The 19,513-nt window shown below is 71.5% G+C and carries 14 protein-coding genes; 8 read left to right on the forward strand and 6 right to left on the reverse strand.

Annotation, left to right across the window (positions count from 1 at the left end; translation table 11 throughout):
• Positions 1-72: 72 nt before the first annotated feature.
• Positions 73-2,079, reverse strand: coding sequence for an ABC transporter ATP-binding protein (locus ACFXOZ_RS02925; RefSeq protein ID WP_380586829.1), 2,007 nt, complete (start codon positions 2,077-2,079; stop codon positions 73-75).
• Entirely contained in the window at positions 2,076-3,926 is a 1,851-nt protein-coding gene (locus ACFXOZ_RS02930; RefSeq protein WP_380586832.1) for an ABC transporter ATP-binding protein, read from the reverse strand. Before ACFXOZ_RS02930 ends, ACFXOZ_RS02925 begins: the two co-directional genes overlap by 4 nt.
• Positions 3,927-4,161: 235 nt before the next feature.
• Here ACFXOZ_RS02930 and ACFXOZ_RS02935 point away from each other — a divergent pair, with 235 nt between their 5' ends.
• Positions 4,162-5,589, forward strand: coding sequence for a family 2B encapsulin nanocompartment shell protein (locus tag ACFXOZ_RS02935; RefSeq protein ID WP_380586835.1), 1,428 nt, complete (start codon positions 4,162-4,164; stop codon positions 5,587-5,589).
• Here ACFXOZ_RS02935 and glgX read toward each other — a convergent pair.
• Positions 5,582-7,774 carry a glycogen debranching protein GlgX gene (glgX, locus tag ACFXOZ_RS02940; RefSeq protein ID WP_380521951.1) on the reverse strand — a complete coding sequence of 731 codons (2,193 nt, stop codon included), beginning with the start codon at positions 7,772-7,774 and terminating at the stop codon, positions 5,582-5,584. The two genes, ACFXOZ_RS02935 and glgX, sit on opposite strands and share 8 nt — an antisense overlap.
• A 252-nt stretch (positions 7,775-8,026) precedes the next feature.
• Between glgX and ACFXOZ_RS02945 the strand changes: the two genes are divergently transcribed.
• The 4 genes from ACFXOZ_RS02945 (at position 8,027) to ACFXOZ_RS02960 (ending at position 12,769) form a co-directional block, all read left to right on the forward strand.
• Positions 8,027-9,253, forward strand: coding sequence for an Ig-like domain-containing protein (locus ACFXOZ_RS02945; protein WP_375891510.1), 1,227 nt, complete (start codon positions 8,027-8,029; stop codon positions 9,251-9,253).
• Positions 9,254-9,471: 218 nt separating this feature from the next.
• The gene (locus ACFXOZ_RS02950) at positions 9,472-10,668 is read left to right on the forward strand and encodes an Ig-like domain-containing protein (protein ID WP_380586838.1); all 1,197 of its coding nucleotides are present in this window, start codon (positions 9,472-9,474) and stop codon (positions 10,666-10,668) included.
• A 215-nt stretch (positions 10,669-10,883) separates the two neighbouring features.
• Complete coding sequence (locus tag ACFXOZ_RS02955; protein WP_380396832.1) at positions 10,884-12,062, forward strand: Ig-like domain-containing protein; 1,179 nt, start codon at positions 10,884-10,886, stop codon at positions 12,060-12,062.
• 200 nt (positions 12,063-12,262) lie between these two features.
• Entirely contained in the window at positions 12,263-12,769 is a 507-nt protein-coding gene (locus ACFXOZ_RS02960) for an ATP-binding protein (protein WP_380521947.1), read from the forward strand.
• A gap of 296 nt (positions 12,770-13,065) precedes the next feature.
• On the opposite strand, the gene ACFXOZ_RS02965 is transcribed toward ACFXOZ_RS02960, so the two are convergent.
• From ACFXOZ_RS02965 to ACFXOZ_RS02975, 3 genes are all read right to left on the reverse strand, one after another.
• The gene (locus ACFXOZ_RS02965) at positions 13,066-13,911 is read right to left on the reverse strand and encodes a hypothetical protein (RefSeq protein ID WP_380586841.1); all 846 of its coding nucleotides are present in this window, start codon (positions 13,909-13,911) and stop codon (positions 13,066-13,068) included.
• Between the two features lie 212 nt (positions 13,912-14,123).
• Entirely contained in the window at positions 14,124-14,315 is a 192-nt protein-coding gene (locus ACFXOZ_RS02970; RefSeq protein ID WP_380586844.1) for a DUF397 domain-containing protein, read from the reverse strand.
• Positions 14,312-15,100 carry a helix-turn-helix domain-containing protein gene (locus ACFXOZ_RS02975; RefSeq protein ID WP_380586847.1) on the reverse strand — a complete coding sequence of 263 codons (789 nt, stop codon included), beginning with the start codon at positions 15,098-15,100 and terminating at the stop codon, positions 14,312-14,314. The genes ACFXOZ_RS02970 and ACFXOZ_RS02975 overlap by 4 nt, the downstream gene beginning before the upstream one ends.
• 187 nt (positions 15,101-15,287) lie before the next feature.
• Here ACFXOZ_RS02975 and ACFXOZ_RS02980 point away from each other — a divergent pair, with 187 nt between their 5' ends.
• The 3 genes from ACFXOZ_RS02980 (at position 15,288) to ACFXOZ_RS02990 (ending at position 19,230) form a co-directional block, all read left to right on the forward strand.
• Positions 15,288-15,743, forward strand: coding sequence for an ATP-binding protein (locus ACFXOZ_RS02980; RefSeq protein ID WP_380586850.1), 456 nt, complete (start codon positions 15,288-15,290; stop codon positions 15,741-15,743).
• A 440-nt stretch (positions 15,744-16,183) separates the two neighbouring features.
• A complete protein-coding gene (locus tag ACFXOZ_RS02985) occupies positions 16,184-18,052 on the forward strand; it encodes a ricin-type beta-trefoil lectin domain protein (RefSeq protein WP_380586852.1) in 1,869 nt (622 codons plus the stop codon).
• A gap of 239 nt (positions 18,053-18,291) precedes the next feature.
• On the forward strand, positions 18,292-19,230 hold the full coding sequence (locus tag ACFXOZ_RS02990; protein WP_380586855.1) for a DMT family transporter: 939 nt from the start codon (positions 18,292-18,294) through the stop codon (positions 19,228-19,230).
• The last annotated feature ends 283 nt before the right edge of the window (positions 19,231-19,513 follow it).

Below are 19,513 nucleotides of genomic sequence, written 5' to 3' on the forward strand. Positions count from 1 at the left end.
AGCGGCCCGCCCGGGTGCGTGACGGCGCACCCGGACGGGCACAACTGTGGGGCCCTGCGGCCAGGGCCTTTCTTACACCAGACTGTCCCGCCAGGCACGATGCAGGGTGGCGAAACGGCCCTCCCCCTCGATCAGCTGCCGCGGCGAGCCGTCCTCGACGATCCGCCCCTGGTCCATCACCAGCACCCGGTCGGCGATCTCCACGGTGGAGAGCCGGTGGGCGATGATCACCGCCGTGCGGCCGGCCAGCACCGTGCGCATCGCCCGCTGCACGGCCTGCTCGCCCGGCACGTCCAGGGAACTGGTCGCCTCGTCGAGGATCAGCACGGCCGGGTCGGCCAGCAGGGCGCGGGCGAAGGCGACCAACTGGCGCTGCCCGGCGGAGATCCGGCCGCCGCGCTTGCGCACGTCGGTGTCGAAGCCGTCCGGGAGCGCGGCGATGAACCCGTACGCGCCGATCTCCCGGGCGGCCTGCTCGACCTCGGCGCGGGTGGCGCCGGGGCGGCCGATCGCGATGTTCTCGGCGACGGTTCCGGAGAACAGGAAGGACTCCTGGGTCACCATCACCACCCCGCGCCGCAGCTCCGGGGTGGCGAGGTCGCGCAGGTCCACGCCGTCCAGCCGGATCCGGCCGTCCGTCGGGTCGTAGAAGCGGGCCAGCAGCTTGGCGACCGTCGACTTGCCGGCGCCGGTCGCCCCGACCACCGCGACCGTCTGCCCGGCCGGGATCAGCAGGTCGAAGGGCGGCAGCACCTCCTTGCCGGTGCGGTAGGCGAAGCGCGTCCCCTCGAAGGAGACCGTTCGTCCCTTGGCTGTGACTCGCCCGCTCGCCTCCGGGCGCTCCGACCCGGTGCCGACGTTCTTCGCTCCGGCACTCCCTCCTTCGTCGGTCGCTTGTCGCTCATCGCTTTCGGCACCGGCGCGCCCTTCGGCTCGGGGCGGGGGCGGCAGTTCGACCGGCTCGGCCGGCTCGGCGACGGTCGGTTCGTGGGCGAGCAGGCCGGCGATCTTCTCCAGGGCCGCGGCGGCGGCCTGGTAGCTGTTCAGGAACATCGCCAGCTGGTCGATCGGGTCGAACAGGCGGCGCAGGTAGAGCGCGAAGGCGGTCAGCACGCCCAGCTCCAGCGCGTCGTCGGCGACCAGGTAGGCGCCCATCAGCACGATGCCGGTGAACCAGACGTTGGCGGTGGCGCGGGAGAGGCCGACGTACCGGGCGAGCTCCATGAAGCCCTCCGCGTTGGCCGCCGAGGCCTGGCGGTTGACCACACCGAAGGCGGCGTCGTTGGCCTTCTCGCGGCGGAAGGCCTGCACCGGGCGGATGCCGTTCATGGTCTCGGTGAAGCGCACGATCATCGAGGCGGCGGCCGTCCGCGAGCGGCGGTAGACCCGGCGCGAGCGGGTGCGGAAGGAGTGGGCGACCAGGGCCAGCGGCAGGAAGGCCGCCAGCGAGGCCAGGCCCAGCCGCCAGTCCAGCACCACCAGCAGCACCGAGATGTAGCAGACCGACAGGAAGACCGTCAGCAGCTCCTGGAGGCCCTCGGAGAGCAGTTCGCGCAGCGCGTCGATGTCGCTGGTGGCCCGGGAGATGATCCGGCCCGAGGTGTAGCGCTCGTGGAAGTCCAGGCTGAGCCGCTGGGCGTGCCGGAAGATCCGGCCGCGCAGGTCCAGCAGGACGTCCTGGTTCACCCGGGCGCTGATCTTGATGAACACCCACTGCAGCAGCGGGCTGAGCAGGGCGCAGAAGAGGTAGCCGGCCACCACCGCGACCAGCGGGCCGGAGTCGTGCGCGCGCAGCGCCGGGATGCCGCGGTCCATCGCCACCGCGACCAGCAGCGGGCCGGACTGCAGGGCGGCCTGCTGGACCAGGATCACCACCATGGCGACGGTGATCCGGGCCCGGTGCGGGGCGAGCAGCGAGCGCAGCAGTGCCCGGGGCGCGCCGGGCGGGACGGGGATGTCCTCCTCGTCCGCCGGGGGCGCGGGCAGCTCCTCCTCGGCCGGGACGGTCGGGTCGGTCTGGTCTCTCCGGTCGGCCGCGGCGGGCCCGGCGGGCCCGGCGGGTTCGACGGTGGTGGTCATCGGGTGGAGCCCTCCTCAAGGACGAACGGGCCCTCGGGCACCGGGGCGGCCTCGCCCGACATCAGTTCGCGGTAGCGGGGGCAGTCCCGGAGCAGTTCCTGGTGGGTGCCGACGGCTTCGATCCGGCCGTCGGCGAGCACCGCGACCCGGTCGGCGAGCAGCACCGTGCTGGGGCGGTGGGCGACCACCAGGGCGGTGGTGGAGCCGAGCACCTCGCGCAGTGCCCGTTCGACCAGGGCCTCGGTGTGCACGTCGAGCGCGGAGAGCGGGTCGTCCAGCACCAGGAAGGACGGGTCGCCGACCACGGCGCGGGCCAGCGCGAGGCGCTGGCGCTGGCCGCCGGACAGGCTCAGGCCCTGCTCGCCGACCTCGGTCCCCACCCCGGCCGGGAGCTTCTCGACGAAGCCGGCCTGGGCGGTGGCCAGGGCGGAGGCCAGCTGCCGGTCGTCCGCGCCGGGGGCGCCCATCAGGACGTTCTCCCGGACGGTGGCGGAGAACAGGGTGGGCTCCTCGAAGGCGACCGCGACGAGCTCGCGCAGCTCCTGCCGGGGCAGCTCGGCGATGTCCCGGCCGTCCAGGGTGATCCGGCCGCCTGTGGCCTCGTACAGCCGGGGGAGCAGGGCGGTGAGCGTGGTCTTGCCGCTGCCGGTGGCGCCGACCAGGGCCATCGTCTCGCCGCTGCGGACGTGCAGGTCGATGCCGGCCAGCAGGTCGGGGGTGTCGTCGGGGGCGTCGGGGTAGCGGAAGCGGACGCCGGTGAAGCGGATGCCGTCCCGGGTGCCCGGGGTGCCCGGCGGGCCGGGGGCGGCGGTCGCGGTGGCCGGGTCGGCGGGCTCGGCGGGTTCGGGCTCGTCGATGACCTCGAAGAACCGGTCGGTGGCGGTGGCGGCCTCGTTGGCGTAGGCGAGCAGCCAGCCGAGCGACTCGACCGGCCAGCGCAGCGCGAGCGCGGTGGAGAGGAAGGCGACCAGGGTGCCGGCGCTCAGCTCGTCGTGGGCGACCAGGTAGGCGCCGACGGCCAGGGCGCAGCCCAGCGCGATCTCCGGCAGGCCGACGATGACCGCCCACAGGTTGGCGAGCTGGTGCGCCTTGCTCAGCTCGGTGCGGCGCAGCCGGTGGGACTGGGCGCGGAAGTGCTCGGCCATCGCGCGGTGCCGGCCGAAGGCCTTGAGGATGCGGATGCCGAGCACCGACTCCTCGACCACGGTGGCGAGGTCGCCGTTCTGGTCCTGGGCGAGCCGGGCGGTGACGGAGTACTCGGACTCGAAGCGCCGGGTGAGCACCAGCAGCGGCGCGGCGGGCAGCAGGATGATCACGGCGAGCCGCCAGTCCTGGGCGAACATCAGCACCGTGCCGGCCAGGAAGGTCACCGAGTTGACGACCAGGAACACCAGCGGGAAGGCCAGGAAGAGCCGCATGGCGTTCATGTCGGTGGTGGCCCGGGAGAGCATCTGCCCGGAGCCCCAGCGGTCGTGGAAGGAGACCGGCAGCCGCTGGAGCTTGGCGTAGAGGTCGGCGCGCATGGCCGCCTCCAGCCGGCCCAGCGGGCGGGACAGCACCACCCGGCGGGTGTAGAACAGGGCGGCCTCGACCAGTCCGAGGAGCAGCAGCAGGCCGATCGGCGGCCACAGCGCGTCGAGGTCGTGCCGGGCGAGCGGGCCGTCGACGATCCGGCCGAGCACCACCGGGACGGCCAGGGTGCTCAGCATGGCGAGGGTGGCGGCCGACACCGAGACCAGGAGCCGGCCGCGGACGGCCCGGGCGTAGGGCCACAGGCGCAGCAGTGAGCGGACCGTGGAGCGGCGTCGCCCGGTCGTGCGGTCGGAGTCTTGTCGGTTCTCGGCCATCGCGGTGAGGGTAGGCAGAGTGCCCGTCATTTCTCATCCGGTTTTTCGCCCCTGTCGGTGAAGGCCGCCGAGAACCGGCCACCCGAACGGGTAAGGCGAGGGCGTGCTGAGGGGAGTGCGGAGCCGTTCGTGCAGGGAGGAGTGCGCCGTGCGCCTCTTGCGGGCGCCTGCCGAACGGCCGATTACATCTCCTGATGGACGCTCATCGGCAAGCGAGTGACAGGAGTGTGTGGACATGACGGTCGACACCGAGCCCACCCCCGGCCCAGGATCGGCAACCGTGCAGGTCAGGGCCCAGCTCAGCCTCAGCACCACGGCCGCCCGCAACCTGGCGACGACCACCAAGTCGAAGCCGCAGATGCAGGAGATCACCTCCCGCTGGCTGCTCAGGGTGCTGCCGTGGGTGCAGGTCAGCGCGGGTACGTACCGGGTCAACCGTCGCCTCAGCTACGCCCCCGGGCGCGGCCGGGTGGGCTTCGCCAAGGCCGGTTCCACGGTGACGGTGATCGCGCCCTCGCTGGCCGAGGTGCCGGCGTTGCGCGGGTTCGAGGACCAGGAGGTGCTGGCCGAGCTGGCCCGCCGCTTCGTGCAGCGGGACTTCGCGCCGGGCGACGTCCTGGTGCGGGAGGGGGCGCCGATCGAGGAGGTGTTCCTGATCGCCCACGGCAAGGTCGACCGGATCGGCACCGGCAAGTACGGCGAGGAGACGGTGCTCGGCACCCTCGCGGACGGCGACCACGTCGGTGACGAGGTGATCACCGAGCCCGGCGGCAGCTGGCCGTACACCGTGCGGGCGGGCACCGCCGGCGTCGCCATGGCGTTGAACGCGGCCGGGCTGCAGGAGCTGGTCGACCGCTCCGCGCCGCTGCGCGAGCAGCTGTTGGGCTTCGCCGCCGACGCCGCCCAGGCGCAGAACGCCCACGGCGAGGCGAAGATCGACCTCTCGGCCGGCCACCAGGGCGAGTACGAGCTGCCCGGCGCCTTCGTGGACTACGAGTTGGCGCCGCGCGAGTACGAGTTGAGCGTCGCGCAGACCGTGCTCAAGGTGCACACCCGGGTCGCCGACCTCTACAGCAAGCCGATGAACCAGACCGAGGAACAGCTGCGGCTGACCATCGAGGCCCTGCGCGAGCGGCAGGAGTACGAGATGATCAACAACCCGGAGTTCGGCCTGCTCCACAACGCCGACTTCGACCAGCGGATCCAGACCCACTCGGGCGCGCCCACCCCGGACGACCTGGACGAGCTGCTCTCCATGCGCCGCGACACCGACTTCCTGTTCGCCCACCCGAAGGCGATCGCCGCCTTCGAGCGGGAGTGCACCAAGCGCGGCATCGACCCGGGCACGGTCGACGTCCTGGGCAAGCGGCGGCCGGTCTGGCGCGGGGTGCCGATCCTCACCTGCGACAAGATCCCGGTGGCGGCCGACCGGACCACCTCCTTCCTCGCGCTGCGCGTCGGCGAGGACGACCAGGGCGTGGTCGGCCTCACCCAGGTCGGCATCCCGGACGAGGTCGAGCCCGGCCTGAACGTCCGCTTCATGGGCATCAACGAGCAGGCGCTCTCCTCCTACCTGGTCAGCGCCTACTTCTCGGCGGCGGTGCTGGTGCCGGACGCGCTCGGCGTCCTGGAGAACGTCGAGGTCAGCCACCCCTTCAACTGACCAGGGCGTCGCGGGCGGGTGCGCGCAGCAGTTGCAGCGAGCGCCCGCCCAGTACCACCGCGCCCCGCGGCCGGGCCTCGCCGGTGCCCGCGGCGGCCGTGTCCAGCACCGTCTCGTAGGCGGCCTCCGGCTCCGCCCAGGGTTCGCCGGGCAAGGTGAACGCCACCGGTTCGGGGCCGGAGTTGAGCAGCAGCAGGAAGCTGTCGTCGGCCAGCGGGAGCCCGGTGTCGTCCCGTTCGGGCAGCGCGGCGCCGGAGAGCAGCATGCCGAGGCAGGCCGTGGGGCCGAACCAGTCGGCCTCGGTCATCTCCTTGCCCAGCGGGGTGAACCAGGCGAGGTCCGGCTGTCCGCCGGGGGTGGCGGCCCGGCCGGAGAAGAACGCCCGCCGGCGCAGCACCGGGTGGGCCCGGCGCAGCCGGACCAGCCGTCCGGTCAGTGCGCACAGCTCCTGCCAGCCGGGCTGCTCCAGCAGCGACCAGTCCAGCCAACTGACCTCGCCGTCCTGGCAGTAGGCGTTGTTGTTGCCGCCCTGGGTGCGGCCCAGCTCGTCCCCGGCGGTGATCATCGGGACGCCCGCGGAGAGCAGCAACGTGGCGGTCAGGTTGCGCAGTTGGCGCAGCCGCAGGGCGTTCACCTCCGGGTCGGTGGTCTCGCCCTCGGTGCCGTGGTTCCAGGAGCGGTTGTCGTCCGTGCCGTCCCGGTTGGCCTCGCCGTTGGCCTCGTTGTGCTTGCGGTCGTAGGAGACCAGGTCGCGCAGGGTGAAACCGTCGTGCGCCGTCACGTAGTTGACGGAGGCGTACGGGCGGCGGCCGGCGCGCTGGTAGAGGTCGGAGGAGCCGGCCAGCCGGTAGCCGAGCTCGCGCACGTCCGGGCGGGCGCCGCGCCAGAAGTCCCGTACGGTGTCGCGGTAGCGGTCGTTCCACTCGGCCCACAGCGGGGGGAATCCGCCGACCTGGTAGCCGCCCGGGCCGACGTCCCACGGCTCGGCGATCAGCTTCACCCGGCTCAGCAGGGGGTCCTGGGCGATCGCGGCGAGGAAGGGGTGCTCCATGTCGACGCCGTCGCTCGCCCGGGCCAGGGCGGCCGCGAGGTCGAAGCGGAAGCCGTCCACGCCCATCTCGGAGACCCAGTAGCGCAGCGAGTCGGTGATCAGCCGGATCACCTGCGGGCGGCGGGTGTCCAGGGTGTTGCCGCAGCCGGTGTAGTCGGCGTAGCCGCGCGGGCGGTGCGGGGCCAGCCGGTAGTAGCCGGCGTTGTCGATGCCGCGCAGGGAGAGGGCGGGCCCCAGCTCGGCGCCCTCGGCGGTGTGGTTGAACACCACGTCCAGGATCACCTCGATCCCGGCGGCGTGCAGGGCGCGGACCATCCGCTTGAACTCGCCGACCTGGCCGCCGCGTGAGCCCGAGGCGGAGTAGCCGGCGTGCGGGGCGAAGTAGCCGACGGTGTTGTAGCCCCAGTAGTTGACCAGGCCGCGGGACTGGAGGTGGTCCTCGCTGGCGTACTGGTGCACCGGCAGCAGCTCGACGGCCGTCACCCCGAGGCGGGTGAGGTGGGCGAGGGCGGCCGGGTGGGCCAGGCCGGCGTAGGTGCCGCGCAGGTGCGGGGGGATGTCGGGGTGGCGCATGGTGAAGCCGCGGACGTGCAGCTCGTAGAGGACGGTCTCGGCCCAGGGGGTCTTCGGGCGGTGGTCGTCGTACCAGTCGTCGTCGTCGTGGACGACCACGGATCTGGGCACGTACGGGGCGGAGTCGCGGTTGTCCCGGACGGTGTCGGCGACGTCGGCCTCCGGCCAGTTGCGGACGGCGGAGCACGCGGCGTCGTGGGAGGTGTAGCAGCCGTCGACGGCGCGGGCGTACGGGTCGAGCAGCAGCTTCGCGGGGTTCCAGCGGGCGCCCGTCCACGGGTCCCAGCGGCCGTGCACCCGGAAGCCGTAGCGGGTGCCGGGGCGGACGCCGGGGAGGAAGGCGTGCCAGACCTGGAGGTCCTGCTCGGTGAGGCGGTGGCGGTGCTCCCGGCCGTCCTCGTCGAACAGGCACAGGTCGACGGCCTCGGCACCGGCCGCCCAGAGGGCGAAGTTGGTGCCGGGGCCGCCCGGCCGGTCCGTCCGGAAGCGGGCGCCCAGGGGCTGCCAGCTGCCCGGCCGTACCCCGGCCTCCTCGGCTTCCAGGTCCTGGCCTGAGGTCATGGTCGTGCCCTCCCTGAACGGGGGGTCCCGGGCCCCGTTCACCTTCTCTTTCCCGTTTACGCCCCTCTCCGCACCCACCCCTTCCACCGTCCCCTCCCGCAGCGTGTCCCGCTCGCCCCGGTCGGGGGGTGGGGGTGGTCGGTGGGGATGGGGTGGTGCGGGTGGTGGGCGCGTGTCCCGGGGTGGTTCGGGGTCGTTGTTCCCGGAGTCCGGTGTTCCAGGCGTCGGACCCGAGCAGTGGGAGGCCCCGGGATGCGGCGCCGAGGTGGGGTGTGGGCGCGCCGGGTGGCGGCGGCGGTGTGCTGTCTGGCCGTGGTCAGCGGCTGCGGCGGGTCGGCCGGGGCGCCGGCGGGGGACGCGGTGGGGGCCGGGGCGCCCACGCCGCCTCCGCCGCCGTCGCGGGCGGTGCTGGCGGCGGTGCCCGCGGACGGGGCGCAGGACGTGCCGCCGGAGGGGCCGGTGCGGGTGGGCGTGACGCAGGGGCGGCTGGTGTCGGTGCGGCTGGCCGACGCGAAGGGGGTCGAGCTGCCGGGGGCGATCGGCGCGGACGGTGCCAGCTGGGCGCCGGAGGGGGCGCTGCCGCTGGGGACGGCCTTCACCCTGGACGCGGTCGCGGAGGACGACCAGGGCCAGCGGGCGGCCCAGCACTCGGAGTTCTCCACGGCGGCCCGGGCGCACACCTTCGTGGCGTTCTTCACGCCGGAGGACGGGTCCACGGTCGGGGTCGGGATGCCGGTCTCGCTGCGGTTCAGCAGGCCGATCGCCGACCGGGCGGCGGTGGAGCGGGCCGTGCAGGTCACCGCGGACCCGCCGGTGCCGGTGGCGGCGCACTGGTTCGGCAACCAGCGCCTGGACGTCCGCCCGCAGCAGTACTGGGCGGCCGGAACCAAGGTGACGGTGGCGCTGCGGCTCAAGGACGTGCAGGGGGCGCCGGGGGCGTTCGGCAGCCAGAACCGGGACCTGCGCTTCACGGTGGGCCGGGCCCAGGTGTCCACGGTGGACCTGGACGCGCACACCCTGACGGTCCGGTCCGGGCCGGGCGGCAAGGTGGTGCGGGTGCTCAAGGTCTCCGGGGGCAGCCCCGAGCACTCCACCTACCGGGGGGTGATGGTGGTGTCGGAGAAGTACAAGCTGACCCGGATGAACTCGCAGACCGTCGGGATGGGCGACGAGTACGACATCAAGGACGTCCCGCACGCGATGCGGCTGACCACCTCCGGTACCTTCCTGCACGGCAACTACTGGGCGGACCAAGGGGTGTTCGGCACCGCGAACACCAGCCACGGCTGCATCGGGCTGGCGGACGCCAAGGGGGGCGCCGGCAAGGACACCCCGGCGGGGTGGCTGTTCGAGCACACCGTCCCGGGCGACGTGATCGAGGTGCGGGCCTCGGCCGGGGACTTCGTGCCGCCGTCGAACGGGCTGAACGGCTGGAACGTGCCGTGGGACCAGTGGGTGGCGGGCAGCGCGCTGCGGTAGCCACCTCCCCCCAGCCACCTCCCCGGGATCCGCTCGGACCGCACGGTTATCCTGCTCCGACGCGTCGGGCCCGATGCGAAAGATCGGGACCCGGTGCAACTCTTCCGGGCGCCCATCGCGTCAAGTGAGTGAATACCTGGAGGGGAGATTCCGTGAAGACGGGGAACACGGCCGGCGCTGCGATACGCACCGGTGGGCGCTACCGGCGCAGGGGCGCGATGGCACTGGTCATGGGGAGCGTGCTGCTGCTCACCGCGGCGTGCAACGACGACAAGGGCGCCACCTCGGGTGACGCGACGGCGGCGGCCCCGGCGGACGCCGGCGGGACGGCCGCCCCCGGAGGCGGCGGTGCGGCCACGCCGAAGACCTCGGCGGCGGTGCTCTCGGTGTCGGCGAAGGACGGTGCCGAGGACGTCGCGCCGAACGCGCTCCAGGTCTCGGTCTCCAACGGCAAGTTGACCGCGGTCGAGGTGACCGACAAGAACGGCAAGCCGGTCGAGGGCGCGATCGCCCCGGACGGCGCCGGCTGGAAGCCCGCGGCGGCGCTCGCCGTCGGCATGGCGTACAAGGTGAACGCGCAGGCGAAGGACGACGCCGGGCTGGTGGCCGCGTCGACGACCTCGTTCACCACGCTGACGCCGGAGAAGAAGGCCTCCGTCAACGACAACATCGCCGACGGCGGCACCTACGGCGTCGGCATGATCGTCTCGGTGAGCTTCAACAAGGACGTCAAGAACAAGGACGCCGTCCTGAACGGCATCACCTTCGAGGCCAGCGACGGCACCAAGGTCAAGGGCCACTGGTTCGACAGTCGCCGGGTGGACTTCCGCCCGGAGGACTACTGGAAGCCGGGCACCAAGGTGACCATCAAGTACCGGTTGAAGAGCGTCGAGATCGCGCCGGGCGTCTACGGCGACGTGGACAAGGACGAGCCGTTCAACATCGGCCGCTCGATGGTCTCCACCGCCGACGCCAAGTCCCACAAGATGACGGTCGAGCGGGACGGCAAGAGCACCACCCTGCCGGTCACCATGGGCGCGGACGCGACGCCGTCCTGGAGCGGGACGATGGTGGTGATGGCCAAGGAGGGCATCACCCACATGGACTCGCGCACCGTCGGCCTGGGCGGCGAGTACGACATCAAGGACGTGCCGCACGCGATCCGGCTGACCACCTCCGGCACCTTCGTGCACGGCAACTACTGGTACAAGGGCATGCCGTTCGGCAACCTCAACGGCAGCCACGGCTGTATCTCGATGCAGGACGTGCAGGGCGGCAGCGACTCCTCGGTGGCCGGCAAGTTCTACAACGACTCGATGGTCGGCGACGTCGTGAAGGTCGTGAACAGCAAGGAGAAGACCGTCTCGCCCTCCAACGGGCTGGGCGGCTGGAACATCGCCTGGGCCAACTGGTAGGCCCGGTCGGATTTCTGTACGAGCGGCCCGGACTCACCCGTTGGGGTGGTCGGGCCGCTCGGTTTTCGGGGCAGAAAGCCCCTCGAACGGCGCAACCTTTCCGGTGGCCCGGCACATCTATGGGGCGGGTCCGTCGTGACCGCGGGGAGCAAGGGAGGGAATCGGCGATGAGGTCGATACGCAGAGTGGTGGCCGTCGGTTTGGTCGGCGGGGCGATGACGTTGACCGCGGCCTGTGGCGGCGGCAACGGGGGCGGCAGCGGGAGCGGCGCCGCCAAGGCCGATCTGGGGGCCGGTGCCGGGGCCTCGGCGTCCGCCTCGGCGCCCGGCAGTTCGGCGCCGAAGGTGTCCACGGCCGCGGTGAGCATCGAGCCGAAGAACGGCGCGGTGGACGTGGCGCCGGGCACGCTCAAGATCGGTGCGACGGGCGGCAAGCTGACCACCGTCAAGGTGAGCGACAAGGCCGGCAAGGAGGTCCCCGGCACGATCGCCGCGGACGGCGCCAGCTGGACCCCGTCCGCCGGGCTCTCGGTGGGCACCGCCTACCAGGTCAGCGCGATGGCGGCGGACGCCAACGGCGCGGTCGCCGAGGCGGACAGCAGCTTCACCACGCTGACCCCGGCGGCGCTCGCCAAGGCCTCCGACAACGTGGACGACAACGCGATGTACGGCGTCGGCATGATCGTCTCGGTGGACTTCAGCAAGGACGTCAAGAACAAGGACGCCGTCCTGAACGGCATCACCTTCGAGGCCAGCGACGGCACCAAGGTCAAGGGCCACTGGTTCGACGACCGCCGGGTGGACTTCCGTCCGGAGGAGTACTGGAAGCCGGGCACCAAGGTGACGGTGCACTACCGCCTCAAGAGCGTGGAGATCGCCCCCGGGGTGTACGGCAGCGACCGGGACGAGCCCTTCACGATCGGGCGATCCCAGGTCTCGACGGTTGACGCCGCCGCCCACACGATGACGGTGGTCCGGGACGGCCAGTCGAACTCCATCGACATCACCTCCGGCTCGGACGAACACCCCACCTGGAACGGCACGATGGTGGTCATGTCCAAGGAGGGCACGGTGCGGATGCAGTCCAGCACCCTGCCCGGGATGACCGGCGCGTCCTACGACCTCCAGGTGCCGCACTCGATGCGGCTGACCACCAGCGGGACGTACGTGCACGGCAACTACTGGAGCGGCTCCGCCTTCGGCGAGGACAACGTCAGCCACGGCTGCGTGGGCCTGCGCGACGTCAAGGGCGGCGGGGACTCCACCTCGATGGGCAAGTTCTACGCGGACACGCTGGTCGGGGACGTCGTCACCGTGAAGAACTCCATCAAGAAGGAGACGCTCGACCCGGCGAACGGGCTGAGCGGCTGGAACCTGCCGTGGAGCAAGTGGTAACCAGCAGGTCGCTGCGGTGAGACGTCAACCCGGGCTTGACTTCGGTCGGCCCGGGTCGACGCTTTTCCGGGGCCGGGTTGCTGGAGGCATATGCCGACTCGGGCGAGATCGTTTGCTCATTGTCCGTACGCGGCCGCTTGCGTTCCGCAATGATGGACGGCATGGCGGGTTGGGGCGAAGCAGATCAGTCATCGGTTCCCGTGGCCGGCAGGGTCGCGGAGGCGTCGTGGATCGACGTCCAGGGTGCGCTCGCGGCGCTGGAGCGGCTCAGCTCCGAGGAGCTGCAGGAGATGTACTCCGGCAGACTGTGCGACCAGTCCGCGCCCAACGAGGTGCGGCTGCCGTCCCGGCCGGAGTCGGGCCCGGTGGCCCGTCGGCTGGTCCTGAACGTCCTGGAGTCCTGGGAGCTCCACCAGCACCTGGAGGCCGGTGAGTTGCTCACCAGCGAGCTGGTGGCCAACGCGGTGCGGCACGCCGCCGGGCGCACCATCGGGCTGCACGTCAGCCGCAAGCCCGGGTGGCTGCGGATCGAGGTCCGCGATTCGTCGAGGGCGTTGCCCTGCATGATCCTCGCCGAGCCCCGGCCGGTGAACGAGCGCGGGCGCGGCCTGAAGATCGTCGACGACCTGGCGGACCGGTGGGGTGCGGACCTGCTGCCGCGGGGCAAGGGCGTCTGGTTCGAGTTGAAGGTCCGCGAGCGGAGCTGAGGGGCGGGCTTCCGGGTGCTGGTTTCCGGGCCCGGGCGTCAGGGTCCGGATACGCGCAGGGCCCCCGGATTCGCCGTGGTCGGCGGTGGGGGCCCGTGCAGGTCATCGCGCGGCCAAGGGGGTGCGTGTCGCGCGATGGGTGTCGGCAGTGCCAGGTCGGGCCCGCCGAAGTTCTCGATGTCTTGACTATCGCACGGATCTCAGCATGTGGGCAAACCGGGCGTCTTGGATTGCAAGGTTTGTAACCTACTTCACCTTGGGATTTTGCATAGGTTCACGCTCCGGCCTGTGAATATTCACGATCGCGCTGATGTGATCACCGCTCGGCGGACACGTGCGGCATGTGCGCGGACGGCGGCCGGGGAGAGGTGCCGGTGCGACGGCGGCGGGGCCGTGGGGGTGCCGCGGCAGGTGCGGCAGAGGCCGCCGAGGAGGGCGTGCGGGCGGCACGGGGTGCGGCAGTCGGTGCACTCGGCGATGCGGGCGGCCTGCTGTTGGGGGAGCGGGCGTTCCGGGGGCAGCTTGTCGAGCAGGCGGCGGCGGGTGAAGGCCACCGGGCTGTGGATGCCGTCCGGCGGGAGGCCTGCGGTGAGGGCGGCCGTGAAGAGGGCCGGGGTGGCGCCCCGGGCGAACCACTCGGCGGCGAGCGGTTCGAGGGCCGCGCAGTCGGCGGCGGAGAGCGGGAGGCGGGCGTCCGTGAGGCCGAGGCCGGCGAGGGCGGCGTAAGCGGGCGAGACGACGGCGCGTCGCTCTTCCGGGGGATCGGGCGCCGAATCCGTTGACGCCTCCGGGGCCTGGAGTTCCTCCCCGGTGGAGATGAAGTGGTTCCACCAGGCGTCGGAGCGGGGCGTCCGGGAGAAGTAGGTGCGGAACACCCACTGCGGACGGTCGGCGTTCACGCGCTCGCGGACGCGACGCAGGTGACCTGCGGTGGAGAGGTTGTTGAGGGCCGTGCGGACGGCCATCTGCCCGAAGAGGGGGTTGATGGCGGCGAGGGTCTTGACGTCCATCGCTGCACCGTCGGGGAGGTGGTCGACGAACGAGGCGAGGTACGCCTCGCGGGCCGGGAGGTGGCCGAAGTCGTCGGCGGCCCGGGGGAGTTCCCCCGGGGCGGACTGCTTGCCGTATCCGGGGGAGGCCATGGCGGTAGAGTCATGGGTAGCCACAGGATCGAGTCTCTCTTCGATCGGGGTGGTCAGACCCCCGTTCGGTGTTGGTAGCACCGGTCGGGGGTTGTTTCGTTAGTGGGCACGCTACACGGCGCGACGGGGTGTGGTGAAGTCGTGACGATTAGTCATATGTGCTGCGTGCGAGGGTGGTTGGAAGGTGGTTACCCACCCATTCGACTAAGGGGTCACTCGGCGTCGGCGGCTTGAGCTTCGGCGATGAAGGCGGACCACGCCTCGGGGGAGAAGGTGAGGATGGGGCCGGCCTTGTCCTTGGAGTCCCGGACGTGGACGGCGGAGGGGGAGTGGGCCACCTCGATGCACTCGCCTCCGTCGCTAGTGCTATAGCTGGACTTGAACCACTGGAGACTGTTGCTCATAGCTCCTCCGCCATCTCTCTGATGAGCGCTTTCGACTCCTCAACGCTGAGGGCCTGCATGCGGATCATGCCATGGCGCTGCGACAGCGTGTTTACCTGCGCCACATCGGCGTAGAGGATGCCTGTCTTCTGGCCCTCCACGTAGGCAAATTGCTCGTGCTCCGGAGTCTCCAGGAGGATCATCGGCCCGTCCAGAGCCGCGTAGGCCGCGCGGTTGAGCGGGAGCACCTGGATTGAGACGTTGCGCAGTCGACCAACCTCCAGTAGGTGTTCGAGCTGGCGCTTCATGACACCTTTGTTGCCGACGACCGCACGGAATGCGGCTTCATTGATCACGAAGCCGAACAGCGTGGTCGGCGAGTTCCGCAGTCGTTCCTGCCTCTGCATTCGACCGGACACGCGCGAGGCGACGGTCTCGTCGTCCAGCGGTGGGTACGTGTTGCCGATCAGCTCGCGCGCGTACTCCTCGGTTTGTAGCAAGCCAGGGATGAGTAGAGCTGTGTAGACCTGAATCGCGATCGCTTCGCGCTCGGCGTGCGTGTAGCTCTGCGAGTAGGGCGAGAACTTCTCGGGCTTCAAGTAGTCCACCGCCCCCAGCAGCATGCCTCTCGCGTTGCACAACTCATCGGCCACCTGAAGCAACTTGAGTGAGGGCTTCCGCCGCCCCGCCTCCATCGACCGCACGCTCTCGATGTCGTAGCAGGCTGCTTGGGCCAGCTTCTCCCGGGTCACGCCCGCGTGAGTGCGCCACCGCTTGAGCTGATCGCCGCAGTACTTCCAGGACATCGGGTTCTCCTTCGGCGTGCTCATCGCCCGGCGCCCCTCCCTGCCCTGGTCACAGGGCGGTTCAAGCTGTCGCTGTACATGCGGTGTTACTGCCGAGGCTATGCCCGTCTGCCGACCCTTGAAGGGTGAAATGGCCGAACTCAGCCCTTGCGAGTGACGCCGTCCGTACACCCCCCCAAGGATTCTGATGATCACTCAGCCTGGCGACGCCGTCGAGTGGACGCTCCCCCGCCACCCCCGCAGTGCGAGCCGTGCCCGGATCCGGCTCCTTCGGCAGGCCTTCGAGTGGGAGATCGACGTCGAGTCCGCCGAGACCGCCCTGCTCCTCCTCAGCGAGCTCGTCACCAACGCCTGCCGCCACGCCCGCGGCCCGCGCGACCGCCTGATCGGCGTCCGCCTGCTCCTCCCCACCCCCACCCTCCTCCGCGTCGAGGTCTCCGACGCGAGCCCCAATCTCCCCGTGCCCCGGCACGCCGCTCCCGAAGACGAGTCCGGCCGGGGCCTCGAACTCGTCGCCGCCCTCGCCACCTCCTGGGGCGCCGAGCTGCGCGGCGAGCGCTACATCGGCAAATCCGTATGGTTCGAGCTCGCCCTCCCCTCGCCTGCCGGCCCTGCCTCGGGCGATCTCGTCGCATCGCGGTGATCGGGCCGACGCCTACGGGAAACGGTGCCGCGCGCAACGACGTTCTCCGGCGGCTTGGACCGGATGAGGACTTCGCGGCGGACGTGGCGTCCGCTCGCGCCCTGCACAGGAAGTCGGCGGGGCCGACTTCCTGTGCAGGCCCCAACAGTGTTGGCGCCCACGCGGCGCCCGAAGGATATCAATTCGTGATAACCGTGAGGCGCTTCCGGGGTGGCGCGTAAAGAAGCTCCGGGAATTCCCGTTCGGGCCATATGGATATCGTCAACGGCGACGCTCCGGCGGGATTTCGGGCCATACCATCCGGCTTTACCGAGAAGAAGGATGGTCTTGACGTGCAATCCCTGTCCCGCCTGAAACGAGCCCTGGCCTGCGGGGTCGCCGCAGTCGCCGTTTCCGGCGGCCTCGCTGTTCAGGCCCCGACGGCGTCGGCGGCGCCCCCCGTGGACACGACCTGCGGCACCCCGGCCTCCGTGGGCGGCGGCAACTGCATGACGGCGCTGATCAATTCGGCCTTCGACATGATCCGGGGCATGCGCGCCGCCGCGAACAACAACAAGCTGGACAACGCGGAGTTCACCCAGAGCACCGCGTCCAAGCTGAGCCAGAAGTTCCCGGGGTTCAACGTCCTGGTGTACAAGACGGTGGGCACCGACCTGTACGACACCGAATGGTTCAAGGGCGAGTACAAGGCCGACATGAAGGGCGTGCTGCTCGACACCACGTACAAGCTCAACCATTTCCTGGACAAGGACAAGAAGGACCCCTCCGGCTACGACGTGTTCCGGATCTGGGTCTTCCAGGGGGACTCGACCTTCCGGAACCGGACCGACGGCGGCTTCATGAACTGGGCGTTCGTCGGCCAGGACGGCGACAGCGTCAAGAAGGAGTCGTGGACCTGCCGGTCGGGCACCGCGCGGCCCTACAAGTGCGACGGCGACGTCCGCAGCATCCACTTCCCCGGGCGCTCGGGCTACGGCACCCGGACCGGCAGCCTGACCCCCGACATCAGCCGCGACCACCACGCCTGCCTGGACGTCAGCGGCAACGGCACCGCGAACGGCACCCCCGTGCAGATGTGGGAGTGCAACGGCGGCGACGCGCAGCGCTGGACCTACAACGGGTACCGGCTCCAGGCGGCCAACGGCAAGTGCCTGGACCTGCCCGGCAACAACACCTCGCCCGGGAACAAGCTCCAGGTCTGGGACTGCCTGGACAATCCGGGGCAGCGCTGGAACATGTCGGCCAGTGGCGGCTTCCGGCACCTGGTGGACCAGGAGGACCGCTCCAAGGACGTCTGCATCGACGACTTCAACTCGCAGACCGGCAACGGCAGCCCGGTGGTGGCCTGGGGCTGCGGCTCCGAGGACAAGCGGGACGCGCCCAACCAGAACTGGGCCTGGGGCGGCACCCCGCCGACCACCACCCCGACCACGCCCGCCAACGGCGCCGACGTGATCCTCAAGCTCGACAACGGGCTGGGCGCCGTTCCGGTCGGCGGTTCGGCCGGCGCGTCGGTCGTCCCGGGCATCCGGGGCGGCAACGAGTCCAAGTGGAAGATCACCTCGGTGGGCGGCGGCCGCTACCGGATCACCAGCTCGTACGGGCTGGAACTCACCGAGAACAGCAACTACATGGCCGAGCTCCAGCCGTGGAGCAACGCCGACCGGCAGAAGTGGCAGCTCGTCCCGGTCGGCAACGGCAAGTACCGGATCCGGATCTCCGAGGACGACTGCCTCGCCCACGACGCCGACTTCAAGCAGCTCGGTGTGTGGACGTGCAAGTCGGGCTGGCAGCAGGAGTGGGTGCTGGAGGGCTACTCCGGCGGCGGGACCACGCCGACCAAGCCCGACCCCGGCACCGGCGGCGGTGGCACGGGCGGTGTCACCGGCGGTGGCGGTGGCGGTGGCGCCAGCGTTCCGACCGAGCGGCCGCTGTTCCTCAAGCTCGCCAACGGGCTGGGCGCGTCGGCGCCCACCGAGACCGCCAGCTGGGGTTCGCCGATCGTGGCCGGGGTCCTGGGGTACAAGGGCTCCAAGTGGACGATCAAGCCGCTGGGCGGGGACCGCTACCGGATCGTCAACGACCTCGGGTACAACCTCACCGAGAACCCCGACACCTACGTCGCCGAGCAGCAGGCGTGGGGTGACACCTCCAACCAGAAGTGGCAGTTCAAGAGCCTCGGTGGGGGGAAGTACCGGGTCCAGATCGACGACGACAACTGCCTCGCCCACGACGCCGACTTCAAGCAGCTCGGCGTGTGGACCTGTAAGTCGGGCTGGCAGCAGGAGTGGACCTTCCAGCTCCTCTGACCGCTCACCGCTGCCGCACGGGAAGTCGGACCGGCCGACTTCCCGTGCGGTGCCGTTTCGGCCCCGCTAGCATCGGGGGCGTGAACCCGTACTGGCGCGTCGCGCTGCCACCCCTCCGCGCCTGATCGGGCGCCCGCTCCGGTGGCTTGATCCCCGCAGCCCCGTCCAGGGGCTCTGTGGCGCGCGCCCGTTCTCGAAACCTTTCCTCTGACGGTCTTCGACGACGGAAGTTCACGACTGTGCCGAATCGCCTGTCCGCGCCCGCGCGCGCCCGCCTGACCCCCACCCCCCGCCGTACCCGCCCGATCGACGGGCCGGTGCCGATCCTCGTCACCGCACTGCTGTGGGGCACCACCGGGACGGCCAGTTCGCTGGCGCCGGGCGGCGCCCCGGCCACCGGCATCGGCGCGGCCGCGCTGGTGCTCGGTGGGCTGCTGCTGTTCCTCACCGACCGCACCGCCTGGTCGCTGCCCCGCCGCTGCGGGACGCGGGAACGGTGGCTGCTGGCGGCCGGGGCCGTCGCCGTGGCGGGGTACCCGCTGACCTTCTACCCGGCCGTACCCCGCGCCGGGGTCGCGGTGGCGACGGTGATCGCGCTCGGCAGCGCGCCGGTCTTCACCGGACTGCTGGCATGGCTCACCCGGCAGGGGCGGCCCGGCGGGCGCTGGGCCGGGGCCACGGCGCTGGCCGTGCTCGGCTGCGCGGTGCTCGTGCTAGGGCCCGAACTCGCCGGTGGCGGGCGGGCGGTGGACCTCCTCGGGGTGCTGCTGGCGACGCTCTCCGGACTCTCGTTCGCGGTGTACTCGCTGATCGCCGGGCGGCTGATCGGGGGCGGCCGACCGGCCGCCGGGGTGATGGGGGCGATGTTCGGCGGGGCGGCGGTGCTGGTGCTCCCGGTGCTGCTGCTCGGCGACCTCCACTGGCTGGCCTCGGCGCGCGGCGCGGGCGTCGTGCTGCACCTCGGAGTGGTCACCACCTTCCTGGCGTACCGGCTCTACGGCCACGGCCTGCGGCACACCCCGGCCCAGACCGCCACCACCCTGACCCTCGCCGAACCCGCCGTCGCCGCCGTCCTCGGCGTCGCAGCCCTGGGCGAGCGCCTCCCGGCAGCATCCTGGTGCGGCCTCGCCGTCCTCGCTGCCGGCCTCGCTTTCCTCGCCCTCCCCGAACGGCGCTAGACGCACCGCTGCACCGGAAGTCGGCCCGGCCGACTTCCGGTGCAGCGGGTGAAACCGGGCTGGGCCCGCCGTCAGTCGATGCGCACGCTGGCACCGAACTCCTGCGTCGTGTGGCCCCCGGGAGGAACGACCGCGATGACCCTGGGGAGTGGGTGATCGGGGGCCGGGGCGCCCCAGGCCCAAACTCCCCACCCGCCGGAGCACCCGCAATCCCCGCGCGTCGCCCGAGTGACTCGCCTGCGTAGGCCGGCACCGGAAGTCGGCCCGGCCGACTTCCGGTGCA

Source organism: Kitasatospora sp. NPDC059160 (assembly GCF_042755465.1).
Classification (GTDB): domain Bacteria; phylum Actinomycetota; class Actinomycetes; order Streptomycetales; family Streptomycetaceae; genus Kitasatospora.

Bases quoted from the DNA above. Each gene is read 5' to 3' on its own strand.
- ACFXOZ_RS02965 (WP_380586841.1), bottom strand. From the start codon at position 13,911: ATGGCCTCCCCCGGATACGGCAAGCAGTCCGCCCCGGGGGAACTCCCC.
- ACFXOZ_RS02935 (WP_380586835.1), top strand. From the start codon at position 4,162: ATGACGGTCGACACCGAGCCCACCCCCGGCCCAGGATCGGCAACCGTG.
- ACFXOZ_RS02975 (WP_380586847.1), bottom strand. From the start codon at position 15,100: ATGTCCTGGAAGTACTGCGGCGATCAGCTCAAGCGGTGGCGCACTCAC.
- ACFXOZ_RS02955 (WP_380396832.1), top strand. From the start codon at position 10,884: ATGACGTTGACCGCGGCCTGTGGCGGCGGCAACGGGGGCGGCAGCGGG.
- ACFXOZ_RS02980 (WP_380586850.1), top strand. From the start codon at position 15,288: ATGATCACTCAGCCTGGCGACGCCGTCGAGTGGACGCTCCCCCGCCAC.
- ACFXOZ_RS02945 (WP_375891510.1), top strand. From the start codon at position 8,027: ATGCGGCGCCGAGGTGGGGTGTGGGCGCGCCGGGTGGCGGCGGCGGTG.
- ACFXOZ_RS02970 (WP_380586844.1), bottom strand. From the start codon at position 14,315: ATGAGCAACAGTCTCCAGTGGTTCAAGTCCAGCTATAGCACTAGCGAC.
- ACFXOZ_RS02925 (WP_380586829.1), bottom strand. From the start codon at position 2,079: ATGACCACCACCGTCGAACCCGCCGGGCCCGCCGGGCCCGCCGCGGCC.
- glgX (WP_380521951.1), bottom strand. From the start codon at position 7,774: ATGACCTCAGGCCAGGACCTGGAAGCCGAGGAGGCCGGGGTACGGCCG.
- ACFXOZ_RS02950 (WP_380586838.1), top strand. From the start codon at position 9,472: ATGGCACTGGTCATGGGGAGCGTGCTGCTGCTCACCGCGGCGTGCAAC.
- ACFXOZ_RS02930 (WP_380586832.1), bottom strand. From the start codon at position 3,926: ATGGCCGAGAACCGACAAGACTCCGACCGCACGACCGGGCGACGCCGC.